This window comes from Noviherbaspirillum pedocola (assembly GCF_016632335.1).
Classification (GTDB): Bacteria; Pseudomonadota; Gammaproteobacteria; order Burkholderiales; family Burkholderiaceae_D; genus Noviherbaspirillum_A; species Noviherbaspirillum_A pedocola.
In genome coordinates this window covers 510,538-525,958 of sequence record NZ_JAEPBG010000003.1, presented here as the reverse complement: position 1 = coordinate 525,958, position 15,421 = coordinate 510,538, and the positions used below count along the sequence as shown (strand labels likewise).

General features: G+C 62.7%; 15 protein-coding genes. 5 read left to right on the top strand and 10 right to left on the bottom strand.

Annotation, left to right across the window (positions count from 1 at the left end; genetic code table 11):
* Window positions 1-35 precede the first annotated feature (35 nt).
* Both JJB74_RS34165 and JJB74_RS10790 read left to right on the top strand, forming a co-directional pair.
* Entirely contained in the window at window positions 36-440 is a 405-nt protein-coding gene (locus tag JJB74_RS34165; RefSeq protein WP_407672320.1) for a hypothetical protein, read from the top strand.
* Window positions 437-2,137, top strand: coding sequence for a ShlB/FhaC/HecB family hemolysin secretion/activation protein (locus JJB74_RS10790; protein ID WP_200591849.1), 1,701 nt, complete (start codon window positions 437-439; stop codon window positions 2,135-2,137). Before JJB74_RS34165 ends, JJB74_RS10790 begins: the two co-directional genes overlap by 4 nt.
* Window positions 2,138-2,227: 90 nt before the next feature.
* Here the strand turns inward: JJB74_RS10790 and JJB74_RS10785 are convergent, their stop codons facing one another.
* On the bottom strand, window positions 2,228-3,409 hold the full coding sequence (locus JJB74_RS10785) for a D-alanyl-D-alanine carboxypeptidase family protein (protein WP_200591848.1): 1,182 nt from the start codon (window positions 3,407-3,409) through the stop codon (window positions 2,228-2,230).
* A gap of 267 nt (window positions 3,410-3,676) precedes the next feature.
* Here JJB74_RS10785 and JJB74_RS10780 point away from each other — a divergent pair, with 267 nt between their 5' ends.
* Window positions 3,677-4,324: a hypothetical protein gene (locus JJB74_RS10780; protein WP_200591847.1), complete on the top strand. Its 648-nt coding sequence runs from the start codon at window positions 3,677-3,679 to the stop codon at window positions 4,322-4,324.
* On the opposite strand, the gene JJB74_RS10775 is transcribed toward JJB74_RS10780, so the two are convergent.
* From JJB74_RS10775 to JJB74_RS10750, 6 genes are all read right to left on the bottom strand, one after another.
* A complete protein-coding gene (locus tag JJB74_RS10775; protein ID WP_200591846.1) occupies window positions 4,302-5,090 on the bottom strand; it encodes a hypothetical protein in 789 nt (262 codons plus the stop codon). The genes JJB74_RS10780 and JJB74_RS10775 overlap by 23 nt on opposite strands.
* 78 nt (window positions 5,091-5,168) lie before the next feature.
* Window positions 5,169-6,224, bottom strand: a complete 1,056-nt coding sequence (locus tag JJB74_RS10770) for a hypothetical protein (RefSeq protein WP_200591845.1) — start codon at window positions 6,222-6,224, stop codon at window positions 5,169-5,171.
* 148 nt (window positions 6,225-6,372) lie between these two features.
* The gene (locus tag JJB74_RS10765; RefSeq protein WP_200591844.1) at window positions 6,373-7,095 is read right to left on the bottom strand and encodes an LrgB family protein; all 723 of its coding nucleotides are present in this window, start codon (window positions 7,093-7,095) and stop codon (window positions 6,373-6,375) included.
* Window positions 7,088-7,453, bottom strand: a complete 366-nt coding sequence (locus JJB74_RS10760; RefSeq protein ID WP_200591843.1) for a CidA/LrgA family protein — start codon at window positions 7,451-7,453, stop codon at window positions 7,088-7,090. Before JJB74_RS10760 ends, JJB74_RS10765 begins: the two co-directional genes overlap by 8 nt.
* Before the next feature lie 194 nt (window positions 7,454-7,647).
* Complete coding sequence (locus JJB74_RS10755; RefSeq protein WP_200591842.1) at window positions 7,648-8,376, bottom strand: SDR family oxidoreductase; 729 nt, start codon at window positions 8,374-8,376, stop codon at window positions 7,648-7,650.
* Between the two features lie 33 nt (window positions 8,377-8,409).
* Window positions 8,410-8,586 carry a hypothetical protein gene (locus tag JJB74_RS10750; protein ID WP_200591841.1) on the bottom strand — a complete coding sequence of 59 codons (177 nt, stop codon included), beginning with the start codon at window positions 8,584-8,586 and terminating at the stop codon, window positions 8,410-8,412.
* 694 nt (window positions 8,587-9,280) lie between these two features.
* Here JJB74_RS10750 and JJB74_RS10745 point away from each other — a divergent pair.
* Window positions 9,281-10,183, top strand: coding sequence for a phytanoyl-CoA dioxygenase family protein (locus JJB74_RS10745; RefSeq protein ID WP_200591840.1), 903 nt, complete (start codon window positions 9,281-9,283; stop codon window positions 10,181-10,183).
* Window positions 10,184-10,289: 106 nt separating this feature from the next.
* Here JJB74_RS10745 and JJB74_RS10740 read toward each other — a convergent pair whose 3' ends face one another.
* Window positions 10,290-11,351 (bottom strand): hypothetical protein, encoded by a 1,062-nt coding sequence (locus tag JJB74_RS10740; protein WP_200591839.1) that lies wholly within the window; start codon window positions 11,349-11,351, stop codon window positions 10,290-10,292.
* Between the two features lie 330 nt (window positions 11,352-11,681).
* Complete coding sequence (locus JJB74_RS10735) at window positions 11,682-12,401, bottom strand: hypothetical protein (protein ID WP_200591838.1); 720 nt, start codon at window positions 12,399-12,401, stop codon at window positions 11,682-11,684.
* Between the two features lie 336 nt (window positions 12,402-12,737).
* Here JJB74_RS10735 and JJB74_RS10730 point away from each other — a divergent pair, with 336 nt between their 5' ends.
* Window positions 12,738-14,492, top strand: coding sequence for an IlvD/Edd family dehydratase (locus JJB74_RS10730; RefSeq protein ID WP_200591837.1), 1,755 nt, complete (start codon window positions 12,738-12,740; stop codon window positions 14,490-14,492).
* A 115-nt stretch (window positions 14,493-14,607) separates the two neighbouring features.
* On the opposite strand, the gene JJB74_RS10725 is transcribed toward JJB74_RS10730, so the two are convergent.
* Entirely contained in the window at window positions 14,608-15,402 is a 795-nt protein-coding gene (locus tag JJB74_RS10725; protein ID WP_200591836.1) for a sulfite exporter TauE/SafE family protein, read from the bottom strand.
* Between the last annotated feature and the right edge of the window lie 19 nt (window positions 15,403-15,421).

Here is a 15,421-nt window from a genome sequence, read left to right as displayed (position 1 = left end):
ACGCCGGCGGCAATGGCGTGGCCATCAGCGGCCTGGTGGCCGGCGACGATGCCTCGGTGCTGGCCGGCACGCTGCGCTATGGCGGCGATGCGCAGGGCGCCATCGCGCCCGGCGCTTACCGCATCACGCCATCGGGCCTGGACGCGGCGAACTATGCGCCGAATTTTGGCGATGGCCTGCTGACGATCCGCTATGCATCGGTGCCTACGGTAGCGCTGGGCAGGAGCGGCCAGGATGACATCTATACCGCGCTCCAGCAGCAGATGCCGAACCTGTTGGCGGATGCCGATCGGGAAGAGCGGCGCCTGGCGCTGTCGCCTGTCGGGGGCGACGGTCGACTGACGGTCGCCGGCTGCGGCCTGCGCATGCCGGAAGCGGAGCTGATGTCTTCCTCCTGTGCTCCAGCCCTCGATACCAGCCGCCGCGCGGTGCAGCCGTGAGTCGCCTTGTCCGCAATGGCGCGCTGGCTGCCTGCGCGCTGGCGCTGACCGAAAGCGCCTGGGCACAAGTAGCTGCGCCGAATCTGCAGAATTTCCCGAATGCCGGGCAAATATTGCGCGAGCTGCAGCAGAGTCCGCCGGAAAGCCAGACGCCGACGCTGCCCCAGCAGCCGCCGGAGACCGCCGCGCCACCGGTACGCCGGACCCGCGACATTCAGATCGTCATCACCGAGTTCAGAATCAGCGGCAATGCGGTGATTCCGACCGATGAACTTCAGGCGCTGCTGTTTGATCTGCGCGGCAAGCGCGTCGGCATCGGGGAACTGAACGAAGCTGCCGAGCGTGTGACCCGCTACTACCATGAGCGCGGCTATACCGTGGCGCAGGCTTATCTGCCGGCTCAGGATGTGAAGGAAGGCAAGATCACGCTGATCGTGCTGGAAGGGAAGATCGGCAAGCGCGAGATCCGCAACAGCTCGCGCCTGTCGGATGAGCGCGCCGCGGCCTACATCGCGTCGCGCGCGCCGGCCGGCGAAGTCATCCGCGGCCGCGAAGTGGACCGTGGCCTCCTGCTGCTGCAGGACACGCCGGGTGTGGGCGCAGCACGGGCTACCCTGGCGCCAGGCGCTGACGTTGGCAGCTCGGATCTGCTGGTCGAAGTCGAGCCCGGCGCGGCCTATGCCGGCAGTGCCAGCGTCGACAATTTCGGCAACCGCTATACCGGCCAATATCGCGCCACCGGTGCGTTGCAGATCAACAGCCCGCTGCGCCTGGGCGATGCGCTTGCGGCCACGGTGCTGACGAGCGGCCGCGATCTCGGTTACGGGCGCTTGTCCTATCAGGCGCCGATCGGCGCGGACGGCTTGCGCGTGGGCGCGGCCTATGCTGCTACCCGTTACCGTCTCGGGCGCGAATATGCGCCGCTGGATGCGCATGGCACTGCCAACAGCGTCAGCGTCTTCGGCTCGTATCCGCTCATCAGAAGCCAGGCTGCGAATCTGTATGCCTCGGCCGGGCTGGAGCAGCGTCGGCTGGAAGATGTGGTCGACGCGACATCGACCTCCACGCGCAAGCGGCTGCGCGTCACAACGCTAGGCTTGGCAGGGAGTGCCCAGGACAGCCTGGGCGGCGGCGGCATCAGTAACGTCGATGCCTCGCTCGCCTCGGGCCAGCTGGACATCGAGTCGCCGGTGGCCCTGGCCATCGATGCGGTATCGACACGCGCGCAAGGCACCTATGCGCGACTCAGCTTCAACGCGTCCCGGGTGCAGCGTCTGGCCGATCGCGACTTTCTATGGCTGACGTTTGCCAGTCAGTGGGCCAGCAAGAACCTGGATTCCTCGGAAAAATTCACCCTCGGTGGCCCGACCGGCGTGCGCGCCTATCCGGTGGGTGAAGGCATCGGCGACACCGGTTATCTGGCCTCGATCGAGTGGCGGCGCAGGCTGAACGATACGCTGCAAAGCGCGTTGTTCTATGACCTCGGCTCAGTGCGCATCAACCGCGAACCCTTCGATGCCAATGCCAACAACAGCCGTAAGCTCGGCGGCATCGGCTTCGGCTTTTACGGAATGGCAGCCACCGCGGACTGGCGCGCTTCGCTGGCCTGGCGTACCAGCGGCGGCGCGCCGACTTCGGTGCCGGCGTCAGGCGGACGCACGCCCCAGCTGTGGCTGCGGGCCAACCTGCCGTTCTGACCCTGAACGCGGTGCGCCGAATGAAAGCGGCGCGGATGCAAAAAGAGCCGGGGAACCGGCTCTCTTCGCAATCACCTCAGCGGGATACGCTTACGCAAACATCATCCGCACCGTATCCCACATGCGGGCGAAGAAGCCCGCCTGCGGCACATCTTCCAGCGCCACCACCGGCACCTCGGTCAGCGGCTTGCCGTCGAAGCTGATCTTGGCCACACCGATCTTCGCGCCCTTGGCAATCGGCGCCACCAGCTTGTTCTGCAGCACGACCTCGGTCTTGACCTTGTCGGCGCTGCCCTTGGTGACAGTCTCATAGCGGTCCTGCAGATAGCCGGCCTTGACCGTGTTCTGCATGCCTTTCCACACCGCCGGCGTGGCCACGACCTGGTTCTTCGACGCCAGCTTCGCATCTTCAAAGTTGGCATAGCCCCAGCTCAGCAGCTTCTGGGCCGCGTCGGCGCGGTCGCGCGCGCTTGCCGCGCCATCCACCACCGCGATCAGGCGGTACTCGCCGCTGCTGCTTGGGCGCTTGGCCGAAGCGATCAGGTTGTAGCCGGAGGCGCTGACGTGGCCGGTCTTCATGCCGTCGACGGTCGGGTCCGAGTACAGCAGCAGATTGCGGTTGCCTTGCTTGATGTGGTTGTAGGTGTAATCCCGGATCGAATAGATCTTGTATTCCTCCGGGTAATCATTGATCACGCGCGTGGCCAAAAGGGCCAGGTCCGCCGCGGTGGAGTAGTGCTGCGGGCCGGGCAGGCCGGAGGCGTTTTCGAAGTGGGTGTTCTTCATGCCGATTTCGGCGGCCTTCTTGTTCATCAGTCCGGCGAAGGCTTCCTCGGTGCCGGACACCGCTTCGGCCAGCTGCACCGCCGCGTCGTTGCCGCTCTGGATAATCAGGCCGTACAGCAGATCCTTGATGGATACCGGCACCTTCGGGTCGATGAACATCTTCGACGAGGACTTGTCGACGCGATACGCATTCAACGACACGTTGACCATCTGGTCCGGAGACAGCCGCTTGTCATGCAGCGCCTCGCACACCAGGTAGGCGGTCATGATCTTGGTCAGCGAAGCCGGCGCGATGCGCTCGTCCGGGCCGCTTGCGCCCAGCATGCGATTCGTGGCGGGGTCGTACAGCGCCCAGGACTTGGCCTGGATCGTCGGCGCCGGTAGCGTCTGCGCCGCGGCCGGCAGGGAGGCGAGAAGAGTAGCGCCGGAAAACAGTGCGCCAAGGAGCGAAGCGCCCAATTTTTGGGAAATGCGGTGAATGTGCATGATGAACTGGGTGAACTGAATGGACTGAATGAACTGAAGCGGAGTGCTGAGGCAGCGATGGCGTGATTGCCGGAAAAAAATGGATTCTAGCAAGCGATGTGAGGCATAGCACAGTTTCATGCCAGATTTATCGCTCTTCGTACCACGATGATGCAGAGGGGAAATTCAGTAACAGAGGATTGCGCGATTACCGGTCAAAGGTTTATTCTGCCTGACAAGGCAGTTAATTAATATTGCTGCCAATAAGAATTTACCGGGATTGGATTCATGTCGCAGTTACGCTTGCAATTGGCGATGGTCATCGGGACCGTGCTGATTTTTCTTACCGCCAATGGCATCAACGAGTGGTTGTTTTCCCGGCTGGAATTCGCCAACGGCATGAATTGGGTGTTTCTGCCGGCCGGCATCCGGCTGCTGTCCACGCTGGTTTGCGGCAGCGCCGGCGCACTTGGCTTGCTGATTTCCGGATTTCTGCTGAATTTCTTTCACTTTCATTTCAGCGACCCGCTGCGCTCGATCGCCGGTGCCTTCAGCGGCTCGGCCGGGCCGTACCTGGTGTATCTGTTCGCAGCGCGCCGCTACGGATTTGCCTCCTCGCTTGCCAAGCTGACGCCGAAGCGACTGCTTGTGCTGATCCTGCTGTGCTCGGCCGCAAGCCCGGCTTTCCACAACCTGTTCTTCGCCCTTCACGGCGGCAGCGACAACATCCTGCGCAGCTATGCCGTGATGTTCATCGGCGACCTGACCGGCACGCTGATCATCATCTACACCATCAAGGCGGCGCTGGCCATGCTGCCCGATCCGCGCAATCAACCGGGCAGGCCGAGAAACACGATGTTCCGAATCTGGCAGCGCCTGGTGTTTCACGGTCCGGCGCGGGACGGCGCCGCGCTCAGAAACGATATGTCGCCTTGATGCCGAAGCCGGAGCGCACATGTTCCGGCTGCGCCACTGAACCGGCGACTACGCCGTTTCTGCGCAGCGGTGCGTCGTCGCTGCGCGCAACACGCAGCCATTCATAGTTCGCTTCCACATCCAGCCCGGATCCGGCAATGCGCGACAGGCCCAGTGCCAGGCGCGCGCCGACGCCGTTCGATGTGTCGAGCGTGGCCGTGTCAAAGACATCCTGCTCGAAGCGCACCTGCATGCGTTCGGGCGCCGACAACACCAGCAACCCGCGCAAGCTGGCGCTGCCCAAGGGCCACTGCCCGAGCCGCACCTGCGCGCCGCCCAGCAGCCGCCATGCGTCGTATCGCTCCCGCAGTCCCAGGACTGCGCCGCGTCCTTCGATGTCCCGGCGCCAGTGGTCCCATTCAAGCGCGCCGACCAGTGAAAGCGCATCGCTCAGCCGACGCGCGACTTCGATGCTGATGCGCGATTGCGTGGTGCCGGTGTCGGTGGCGAATGCGGCGCCGGCCTGGGTGCGGCCGTCATAGTCGAGCCTGCCGCCATAGATTTCACCGGAGGCGCCAAGCTTCCAGTCGCCAAACACCCGGGCTGCGCCGACTTCGATGCCGGGCAGGCTGCCGCGCTCGTGTACGAGACGGTCGCCGTTGCGATTCAATTCACGCGTTTCGGCTTGCCGCATGCCGGCGGCGGCGTGGAATTCCCATTGCGCATGGGCTGGCGCGCAGACCAGCGCGCCGCCGAGCGCGAGGGCGGAAAGAACGAGAGATTTCATGAGGAAGACAAAAGGGCGGCTTTGATGAAGAAAAGGGCGCATGCGCCCTTTTCGTTCCGATGACTCGGGTTGCCGGGTTCAGATACGGCTGCGGAAGGTGGCCCAAGTGCTGTTGGTGGTGCTGTCGATCACGCCATCGCCATTGCTGTCGACATCGATGCGCACATTGCTGCTGTCAAGAGCGGTGTAGCTGGTGCTGCTGCCATCGGCCGCGGTAACGGTTGCCGACCCGGTGTACGGGTTCATCGCGCCTGCCGCCGTCTTGAACGGGGCAGTCGTTTTGACGGTGAACCCGACATTGCCGAGCGTAGGCGAATTGCCGCTCAGGCCAAAATCGCCGCTGAAGGACGTTGCGCCATTCTGTGCCGAGGCAACGAGCCGGTAGTTCGTCAGCGTGCGCTGGATTTGCGTGGAATCGCTCTTGGTCAGATTGGCGGCGAACGAGGTGCCGGACATCTGCGCGTTGAAGGTGTTGGCATTGGTCTGGGAATAGCTGACGGTCATGTCGCCATTGGCGCTGATCGACGCGCCGCCCGTCAGCACCGAAAAACTGCTGTAGGTCATGGTCATGCTGGCCGACCATGCGCCCATATCGGAAATCGTGCCGCTGACGTTGCTGAAGACAATGCTCACGCCGCCATTGACCAGGCCGCTGCTTTCGACGCAGTTGTGGGCTGACATCGACACGCTGTCGCCGCTCTGCACCTGGTTCGGGTTGGCGACATTGATGGACAAAGTCATCGATCCGCCGCCGGAGCAGGCCACGGTGTTGGTGGTGCTTACGCCGCTTGCGAGCTGGGTATTCGCGCTGGCGCCAAGGCCGAGATACAACTGCTGCAGCGCACGCTGCAGCACGCCCGTGGACATGGTATCGACCGACACGCCGGTAGCGAAGGCTGCGGAAGAACCATATCCGCTCGCGGAATTGACATCTTCCATCGCCGCATAGGAATACGCGCTGACATCCGTGGCGTTGCTGGAATTGATCTTGATGCTGGTTGACGCGGCAGCCGTCGAAGTGCTGCCCGAACTGGTGTTCGCCGCAGCGCCCGAGCTGCTGCCCGAGTCACCGCCACCACCGCAGGCCGACAGGAATGCCACTGCAAAAATCGGTACAAATTTTATTGCTTTCATTCGCGCTCCCTATGTTCTTAAGCTTATATACGAGGCATTGATGTAATGCTCCCGTGTTTTCGTTATAAAAAACGGAACGGAATATACCGGCATGATTGCAGTATGGCAATGACTTTTTGCTTGCTGTGTATCCTGCCAGGTTGCCCGCTCAAAGCAGGCGCACCAGGCGCGCCAGCAAGGGCAAAAGTACCGAGGCGATCAGCACCTGCAAGCCGAGCGCAATGCCGGCATAGGCGCCGGCATCGGGATGCACCTGTATCGCGCGTGCGGCGCCGATGCCATGCGATGCGGTGCCCAGCGCGAAGCCGCGCACCGACAGGTCAGTGATGCCAAGTAGATCGAACAGGTACTTTCCCGACAGCGCGCCGATCATTCCGGTCAGCACGGCGAAGACCGCCGACAGCGCCGGAATGCCGCCGATGCGCTCGGCAATGCCCATGGCCACCGGCGTGGTGGTGGACTTTGGCGCCAGCGACGCCAGCATGTCGGCCGGCAGCTTCAGCATCCAGCCGAGCGCCACCGCGCTGCCTGCAGCGGCCAGGCCGCCGATGGTGGCCGCGATCACCAGCGCGACACCGCGCGTGCGCAGCTCATGCCGCCGCTGCCACAGCGGCCAGCCGAGCGCCACCACTGCGGGCCCGAGCAACACATGAACGAATTGCGCGCCGGCGAAATAGCTGGGATACGGCGTGCCGGTCGCCACCAGAATCGCGCCCAACGCCAGCACGCTCCACAGCACCGGATTGGCCCAGGGCGCGTGGTCCAGCCTCGCGTAGACGGCTTGCGCGATGACATAGGTGACGATGGTCGCGGTGAGCCCGAACAGCGGCGCGGACGACAGGTAGACCCATAGATGGACGAACTCAGCCATGGCGCTGCCCGCCATCCCGGCCGCGCGCAAGAAGCGCATTGAGCAGCAGCGCCGTGGTCGCCAGGCCGATCCAGGTCGACAGCAGTACGACGGCGAGCAGGCGCAGGCCATAGGTCGACATCACGCCGAGGTAAGAAATGACGCCGACGCCAGCCGGCACGAAGAACAGCGACAGATTCGCCAGCAGCACATTGGCGGCGGTGGCCACGCTGTTGCGCAACGGCAGCCAGTGCACCAGCGGCAGCAGCAGGATCAAGCCGAGCACCGGGCCTGGCACCGGTATGCGCAACAGGTGCGCCAAACCTTCGCCGCAAGCCTGCAGCAACAGCAGCAGCGCGAATCCTCGCAACGCTTCCATGACGATGCCTTTCCGTGGTCTATGGCATCGGAAATCCTAGAGCGATTTGGAGATGGGCGGCTTGACGATACCGATCGTATCGCGCGGCCGGGCGAAGGGATGCGATGCAATTGCGTCGCGCAATGGCGGCAGGCAGATCGGGTCCAGACTTTTGAGGAAGGACGCTGGTGGGTAGGGCCCGCTATCTGATCGGTCTAGCCCATCGACCTATTCATCTCCTCGAACCAGCGGTCAAGTTCATCGCGCGATGCGCGGCTGCGTTGCGCTGCGGTGCCGAAGCTGGCTTCCTGCGCGCCCGCTTCGAGCTGAGCCATGATCGCGTCGGTGAATTCCTCGAGTTCTGCGCCGAAGTCATGCGCGCCGCCGAGCATGGTCTTCACCGCCGGCGGAATGATTTCCGACACGCGCACGCTGGTGTCGCGCAGTTGATAACGCAGCGACAGCGTGAACGAATGCATTGCCGCCTTGGTCGCGCAGTACACCGGCGCATAGGCCAGCGGCGTGAAGGCCAGGCCCGAGCTCACATTGATGATTTGCGCATCAGGCTGTCGCAGCAGGTGCGGCAACAGCAGCATGGTCAGATGGATCGGTCCGCCGAGGTTGATGTCGATTTCCGACGCGGTCGCAGACCAGGGTTCGGGGTCGAGAAGATTCAGCCGGCGCTGAATGCCGGCATTGTTAATGAGCACATTGAGCGCCGGGAAATGCGCGCTCACCCAGCGCGCCAGCGCTTCACGCTCCTGCGGCTTGCCGATATCGCTGACGATGCATTGCAAGCCGGGAAGGCGTGCTTCGACCGTCTTCAGCGCTTCGCCGCTGCGGCCGCAGACGATCACGGTGTTGCCGCGCGTCAGAAAGCGCTCGGCCAGCGCCATGCCTATGCCGGACGAGCCTCCGGTAATGAGGATGGTGTTGCCGCTCATGCGCATGGCGCTTGTGCCGCTGGGGCGAACCGGTTACGCAGCGTTTGCCGTGTTGGCAGCCGCGCCGGTGGTCGATTTGCTTTCCTTGTCCGCGGCGCGGGTCGTCGTCGTAGCGGTCTTGCCGGGCGAGACGCGCTTGGTATTGCGGAATTCCGAATACTTGGTGCCGGCCTTGTCCGCCGGGTACTTGTTTTTCGTGTTGCCTGCCATGTTTCTCTCCAGTCAATGTCAGCGTTATAAGGGCCCGGTTAGGCAGCGTTGAGTGCGCTAAGTTTCCATGCCGTTTGCCGAGCAGCGCAAATGTACGAATAACTCTGTGGAATGGCTGTGCATCGTGCGAACGAATTAGCTGTGTATCGCCTGTGGGAAATCCCTGTGCAAGACCCGGCGATGGTGAAATTTGAGCAGAGGAAAATCTTTCTTCAAAAACAAGGTTCTAGTTCACTATTTCGGATCTTGTCCACAGGTTTGCCCACGGATTTTGTGCGTAACTTTTGCCTCTTTTGAAAGCAGCTGGTTGGCCGCCCTCAACGAATAGGCTCGATACAGCCTTAGTGCTCCCTGCGGTCTGACACCCGGCTTGGGGCGATATCGAAGCAGCGGTGCAAGCGCGCTTGCCGCCAGAAACTAAACCGGTATGGCGCGATGCCACACTGCCCTGTGTTCGCGGCAGAGGTATCGAGCAAAAGCGGCTTGCAGCTATGTATGCGCAAGCCGCTTCGTGTTGATGCACCGCTGCCATTAAGAACATTGCTCATGCCCCCATCCAACGATGTATTTGCTTACATCAAGTTAAAACCTTTGATAAAAAGCAAACATTCGGGTTACGATCCGGCATCACAATGACGAAAAGAAACGGTATGTGACTACCCGCATGCCGACAATCACATTCCAGGGGGCAGCAATGGAATTCGCGCGACTGGCGCCAGGCCGCTCGTTCAAGCCTGTTCACAGCCTGCTGTATTACGCCCAACGGATGGTCACGCCGCAACGCCTGCGGCATGCACTGGCCGATGGACTTTCCCGTTATATCGATGCCCGTCACGGCATGTTGCCGGCGCAGGCGCATGCGCTGCATCGGCGCGGTATCGGCCGCTTGCGGCGTGATGGCTACGCGCCGCTCGGCAGGATGCTCGATAACGGCCAGATCGGGCAAATCCTGGACTACCTGCGCGACAAGCCGCTCCTTGCGCGCGGCAAGTCTCTGCCGCCGTTTTCCATCGACCGCGCCGCGCCGGGCGTGAGGATGGCGGAATATGCGCTGGCCGATGTCATCGGCTGCCCGCACCTGCTCGAATTCGCGAATCATCCCGGCCTGCTGCGGCTGGCCGCGGATTACATCGGTTGCAAGCCGACGATTTCCGCGATCGGCCTGCGCTGGTCGTTTCCCGATGCGGGTACCGGCACCGGCCTGCAAGCGTTCCATCGCGATGCCGACGACTGGCGTTTCATCAAGGTCTTCGTGTACCTGACCGATGTGGATGAAGAATGCGGTCCGCATGTCTACGTGCGCGGCACCCATCTCGAAGTCTGCGGCATGCGGCTGAAGGATTACAGCGATGAAGAGATCCTGAAGACCTACGGCAGGGAGCGCATCGTCAGTGTGACCGGCCCGGCCGGCACTGCCTTCACCGTCAACACCCATGGCATCCACAAAGGGATGCTTCCCAGCGGCCGGCCACGGCTGCTGCTGCAAGTGCAGTATTCATTGCTGCCGGTGTATCTGTATCGGTATCGGCCGGTGGCGAGCGCGCGGGGCGAAGGAGTGGATCCGTATATCAACCGGCTGTTTGTAAAGGGGCGGTAGGCCTCGGCACCGTTTTTTCGCGACGCCGGTCGCATCGTGATGTGCAACCAGCGGTCGCGGTAACGAGCGCGGCTTCGCCGCGCCTTTTTTACCTTCTTTCTTCCCCTTACTTGTGCGCCATGCTCCACGCGCCGCGGCCGCCATTCGCGCTCCATTCGACGCTACCGTCCACGGGCGTCAATTTCCCAGAGATGGTGACGCCGTCCGACGAGCTGGCCTTGAGTACGCCATCTGCGTCTACCGCGCCTTCGACTGCGACGTACCAGCCATCCACGAATCGACATGTTCCGGTCAACTCGCCTTTGGTATCGATGGTCAGCGATGAGCAGTTCTCCGTGTTTGCCTCTGTGAGGCCTGCGTTCCAGCCGCCGGCAAATCGTGCCGGGTTCCTGATGCTGCCTGGGAAGCGCGAAGCGTCATAGGCGATGAGTTCAATGGTCGCGCTGCCGCTTTTACTTTTCAGGCTCGTATCGCGTGGCGTTGCGACCGCAGTTTGCGTGCATTTAACAGCTACACCCATGACTGTGTCGATCCAGCACTGTTCGACCTGTTCCAGTTTCGCCGTGCTGCGGCTCGCGTCCAGAATTTCTGTCCAGGTGTTTTCCTCCTTGATGGTTTGGAAGGTGCCGGCTGCGACGGTGATGGTCTCCAATGCGGTCGCGGAACCGGTGTTGCGCACCATGTCCACGGTCTTGCCAGTTCCGGTGGTGCAGGTACGTGTCCAGGAGTTGTCCCATCGCTGCCCAGGCGTCAGGGTGCTTGGAACTGCCGCGACAGACGGCTCCGAAACACAACTTGGCTGTTCGCTGGCATCCGCATCCTTGGTGATGCCATCCGCTGTGAAGTAATAGCGGCGCCGGATAAACATCGGATCGGAATTGGTTTGGACGAACAGGCCCGAGTGATCGGCGTTCACTGTCTGGTAATAGTTGGTGAAGTAAGACGTCAAGGGTTTGGAATTCGAGTCGGAGAAGGAGTACGTCTCCTTCCGCGTGAATGAGTCTCCCTGCACAGCCTTTTCATTTGTGTACCGCTGCACAACGGTCGCATTCCCCTCCTGCTGACCCGCCGGCGTCGCGGCCGCCAATCCATCACCGTTGCTGCTCCCGCCTCCGCATGCACCCAGCGCCACTACCATGCATATGCTTGCCCAGCTTGCCTTGCCCATGCTGCTCTCCCTTGTAGCGATCCTGCGTTGATGCTTTTTTCTCCAGGTGGCTCTGGCGGCGGGAACTATAGGCAGCGCGGCAGCAGGACGGCATGAAAATTAGTATGGGCGACGTTAGCCAAACAGGGTGGGCTTGTACCGCGCAGGGGGAATCCTCGATTCGCTTCATGTTCGCCGACGCGCTCACCGGCACTGGTCCGCAAACCTTTCATGTAAATGCAAAAAAGCCTGTTGCGGCACCAACTGCGCCGCAACAGGCTTTTCCGGGATTACTTGTGCCATCCCGAATCAACAACAGTGATTCATTCACGCGGAACGAGCAAATCCGATTTACCGCGCGTAACCCCTTTCCGCCGCATCGTTTTCAATGCCGATCAATGCCGATCCGGTGCTGAAACCCGCGTTGCCGGCGAAAAGCAGGCGTCCCTGGCCCTTGTAATACAGGTAGGTCTCGTACTTGCCCGAACCGAAATAGAACGGTATCCACGCCTTGCCCGTTACATGCGCCTGCTGATCATTCGGCGTGCCGACGAGATCCATGACTTCCTTCTGTCCCATGCCGATCTGCAGCTTGCCGAATTTGCTGCCGGGAGCCGGCGTGCCTTCGATATAGCCGGACCAATCGTTGACGCCCTTGACTTCACGGCGGGCAGCGCCTGCCTGTGCGGCTGCGGCCGTCGCCTTGTCCGCGGGGGCTGCCGCCGGCTTCTCTGCAACCGTTGCCGCCTTGTCCTGACCCGGCGCCACGGCGCTCGCGCCCGATGGGCAGCCGGCGTCAGCTTGATCCTTGGGCGTGGTTTTGGCCTTGCCATTCTTGCCCTTGGCCGGGACTTTGCCCATGGGCATCTTGGTGGCATCGGTGTGGCAGGGTGCGCCACCGTTCACCTGTTGAGCAGAGGCAACTGGGGCGGGCGAAGGTGTGGCGGGTGTCTCGGCAACTTTCGGCGTCTCGCTGCTCGCTTGGGGTGCGTCATCCTTTTTCGCCAGGTCGGTGGTGAGGCAGCCAGTCAGTATCAGTGCGGCGCTCAATGCGGTGAATGCAGTCTTCATTGAATTTCCTCTCTTTTCTTTTTCATTTGGCAGTCGCGTAAATGCTGATTGCCCGGGCCTGAATCTTTTTGCCCAATTCCCAAGCGTGTGGCGATGGATTTCTCATGCCGGATTTAGTCGCCGGATTTATGATTTCGAGCGTCTTTTCTCAAAGGAAAAAATGGCGTAAAGCATGCCATTTCAGATTCTATTAAGAAAGTGGCAATGTTATCGATTTTGTATATTCATGTCGATAATTTTGGGAAATATTGGAATCCGATGCAAAAGCCTTAGCGAAATCCAAAGCCGTAGCGTCTGAGAAATGCAATCATCGCCACAACAACAAAGGAGACACGCATGACCACATCCAAGCCGCAAGACACCGACCCGCCATCCGCATCCGGCCTGAAAAAAGGCGTTACCAGCTACGGCGACAGCGAGTTCTCGCTGTTTCTGCGCCGCGCCTTCATCAAGGGCGCGGGTTATTCCGACGATGCGCTCGACCGGCCCATCGTCGGCATCGTCGACACCGGCAGCGATTACAACGCCTGCCATGGCAACGCGCCGCAGCTCATCGAAGCGGTCAAGCGCGGCATCCTGCTCGAGGGCGCGCTGCCCATGGTGTTTCCGACGATTTCGCTGCATGAGAGCTTCGTCAATCCAACCGCGATGTACCTGCGCAACCTGATGGCCATCGATACCGAGGAAGCGATACGCGCGCAGCCCATGGATGCGGTTGTGCTCATCGGCGGCTGCGACAAGACCGTGCCGGCGCAATTGATGGGCGCAGCCTCGGCCGATGTACCGGCGATCCAGCTCGTCACCGGGCCCATGCTCGTGGGCGCGTATGAAGGCGAGCGTGTCGGCGCCTGCACCGACTGCCGCCGCTACTGGGCGCGCTTTCGCGCCGGCGACATCGGCGCTGAGGCCATCAATGAAGTCAACAGCCGCCTGGTGCCCAGCGTGGGCACCTGCTCGGTGATGGGCACCGCCAGCACCATGGCCTGCGTGGTCGAGGCACTGGGCATGATGGCGCCGGGCGGCGCGACGCCGCCGGCGGTCAGCGCAGACCGCGTGCGCATCGCCGAAACCAGCGGCCGCCTCGCGGTGGCGCTGGCGAAGAACGGGGTCAAGCCGAGCGCGATCATGACCGGCCCGGCTTTCGAGAATGCGTTGCGGGTGCTGCTGGCCATCGGCGGCTCGACCAACGCGATCATCCATCTCACCGCAATGGCCGGCCGGCTCGGCATCGACATCGATCTCGATGCGCTCGATGCGATGGGCCGCGAAACCCCGGTGCTGGTGGACCTGAAGCCGTCAGGCCGGCATTACATGGAAGACTTCCATCGCGCCGGCGGCATGCCGGTACTGCTGCGCGAGCTGGCGCCGCTGCTGCACCTGGATGTGATGACAGTGACCGGCCGCAGCCTCGGTGAAGAGCTCGAGCGCGCGGCGCGGCCCTTCGCGCAGGACATCGTGCGGCCGCTGGGCGATCCGATCTATGCCAGCGGCGGCCTGGCGGTAGTGCGCGGCAATCTCGCGCCGGGCGGCGCGATCGTCAAGCAATCCGCGGCGAGCCCGGCGCTGCTGGAATTCGAAGGCCGCGCGGTGGTGTTCGAGAATCTGGAAGACCTGGCGGCGCGCATCGACGATCCGGCGCTTGATGTCGAGGCTGACGATGCGCTGGTGCTGAAGAACATCGGCCCGAAGAGCGGGGCCGGCATGCCCGAGGCCGGCTATCTGCCGATACCGAGGAAGCTGGCGCAGGCCGGCGTGAAGGACATGGTGCGCATCTCCGACGGCCGCATGAGCGGCACCGCCTTCGGCACCATCGTGCTGCATGTGACGCCGGAAGCGGCGGTCGGCGGGCCGCTGGCGCAGGTGAGGAATGGCGACCGCATCCGCCTGTCCGCGAGCCGGCGCGAGCTGACGCTATTGATATCAGACGAGGAGCTCGCACGGCGCATGCGCGAGAACCCGGCCGCGCCACCGAGCGCTGAGCGCGGTTATCAGAAGCTGTTCCTCGATACGGTGACGCAGGCCGATCGCGGCGTGGATTTCGATTTTCTGCGCGCGACCCAGATGCGGGAGAAGGTGCCGAAGCGAGGGTAATTGGTGTGCGATCGCGCAAGAGAAGGATCGCGTAGGGTGGGCGCAGCCCACGCGGTTGTTCGATCAACGCGTGGGCTGCGCCCACCCTACGAACTGCTGCATTTCCTTCCCCCGCTCAGCGCCCGGCCAGCGTCATCGCCGCGGTGGCCAGCAGCACCGCGCAGAACAGCAGCCGCAGGCTGTGCGGGCGAAATCGGTGCGCCAGTTTCACGCCGCGCGACACGCTGACGACGCCGCCAGCGGCCAGCGCAATGCCGGTGGACCAGTCGACATGGCCGGCATGCGCATAGGTCGCCAGCGCGATCAACGCGCCCGGCACCACCAGCGCCAGCGCCATGCCCTGCGCGCGGGTCTGCGGCATGCGAAACAGCGCCACTAGCGCCGGCACCACCACCAGCCCGCCGCCGACGGTGAAGATGCCGGACATCGCGCCGCTGGCAATGCCGATCAGCGGCAGCGCGCGCGCAGACGTCGGTCGCGCTGCGGCCACCCCATCCGCGCCCGCGGTGACTTCATGCGCCGACTCGGCCTTCAGGCGCCATGCGAACCAGAGCGCCAGCACCGTAAGAAAAGCCGCGAAAGCCAGTTGCAGATGCGCCGATGCCATGCCGGTGGCGAAGCGCGCGGCAATCCAGGTCGACAGCATCGAAAACAGGCTCATTACCGCCACCGAGCGCAAATCGATGCGGTGCTTCTGGTGATAGCGCCAGAAGCCGATCAGCACGTTGGGCACGATCATTACCAGCGCCGTGCCCTGGGCCAGGTGCTGATCCATGCCGTACAGCCAGGAAATGATGGGAATGGCGATCAGGCCGCCGCCGATGCCGAGCAGGCCGCCGGCAACGCCGAGACCGGCGCCGAGCGCGAAATTGGCAAGGAAGGCGAGGGGAGCGAGAAGCGGAGAAGACATTCAGAGGAAGCGGGGGCGA

Bases quoted from the DNA above. Each gene is read 5' to 3' on its own strand.
- JJB74_RS10725 (WP_200591836.1), bottom strand. From the start codon at position 15,402: ATGTCTTCTCCGCTTCTCGCTCCCCTCGCCTTCCTTGCCAATTTCGCG.
- JJB74_RS10770 (WP_200591845.1), bottom strand. From the start codon at position 6,224: ATGAAAGCAATAAAATTTGTACCGATTTTTGCAGTGGCATTCCTGTCG.
- JJB74_RS10780 (WP_200591847.1), top strand. From the start codon at position 3,677: ATGTCGCAGTTACGCTTGCAATTGGCGATGGTCATCGGGACCGTGCTG.
- JJB74_RS10765 (WP_200591844.1), bottom strand. From the start codon at position 7,095: ATGGCTGAGTTCGTCCATCTATGGGTCTACCTGTCGTCCGCGCCGCTG.
- JJB74_RS10785 (WP_200591848.1), bottom strand. From the start codon at position 3,409: ATGCACATTCACCGCATTTCCCAAAAATTGGGCGCTTCGCTCCTTGGC.
- JJB74_RS10735 (WP_200591838.1), bottom strand. From the start codon at position 12,401: ATGAAGACTGCATTCACCGCATTGAGCGCCGCACTGATACTGACTGGC.
- JJB74_RS10740 (WP_200591839.1), bottom strand. From the start codon at position 11,351: ATGGGCAAGGCAAGCTGGGCAAGCATATGCATGGTAGTGGCGCTGGGT.
- JJB74_RS10775 (WP_200591846.1), bottom strand. From the start codon at position 5,090: ATGAAATCTCTCGTTCTTTCCGCCCTCGCGCTCGGCGGCGCGCTGGTC.
- JJB74_RS10730 (WP_200591837.1), top strand. From the start codon at position 12,738: ATGACCACATCCAAGCCGCAAGACACCGACCCGCCATCCGCATCCGGC.
- JJB74_RS10750 (WP_200591841.1), bottom strand. From the start codon at position 8,586: ATGGCAGGCAACACGAAAAACAAGTACCCGGCGGACAAGGCCGGCACC.
- JJB74_RS10760 (WP_200591843.1), bottom strand. From the start codon at position 7,453: ATGGAAGCGTTGCGAGGATTCGCGCTGCTGCTGTTGCTGCAGGCTTGC.
- JJB74_RS10755 (WP_200591842.1), bottom strand. From the start codon at position 8,376: ATGAGCGGCAACACCATCCTCATTACCGGAGGCTCGTCCGGCATAGGC.
- JJB74_RS10745 (WP_200591840.1), top strand. From the start codon at position 9,281: ATGGAATTCGCGCGACTGGCGCCAGGCCGCTCGTTCAAGCCTGTTCAC.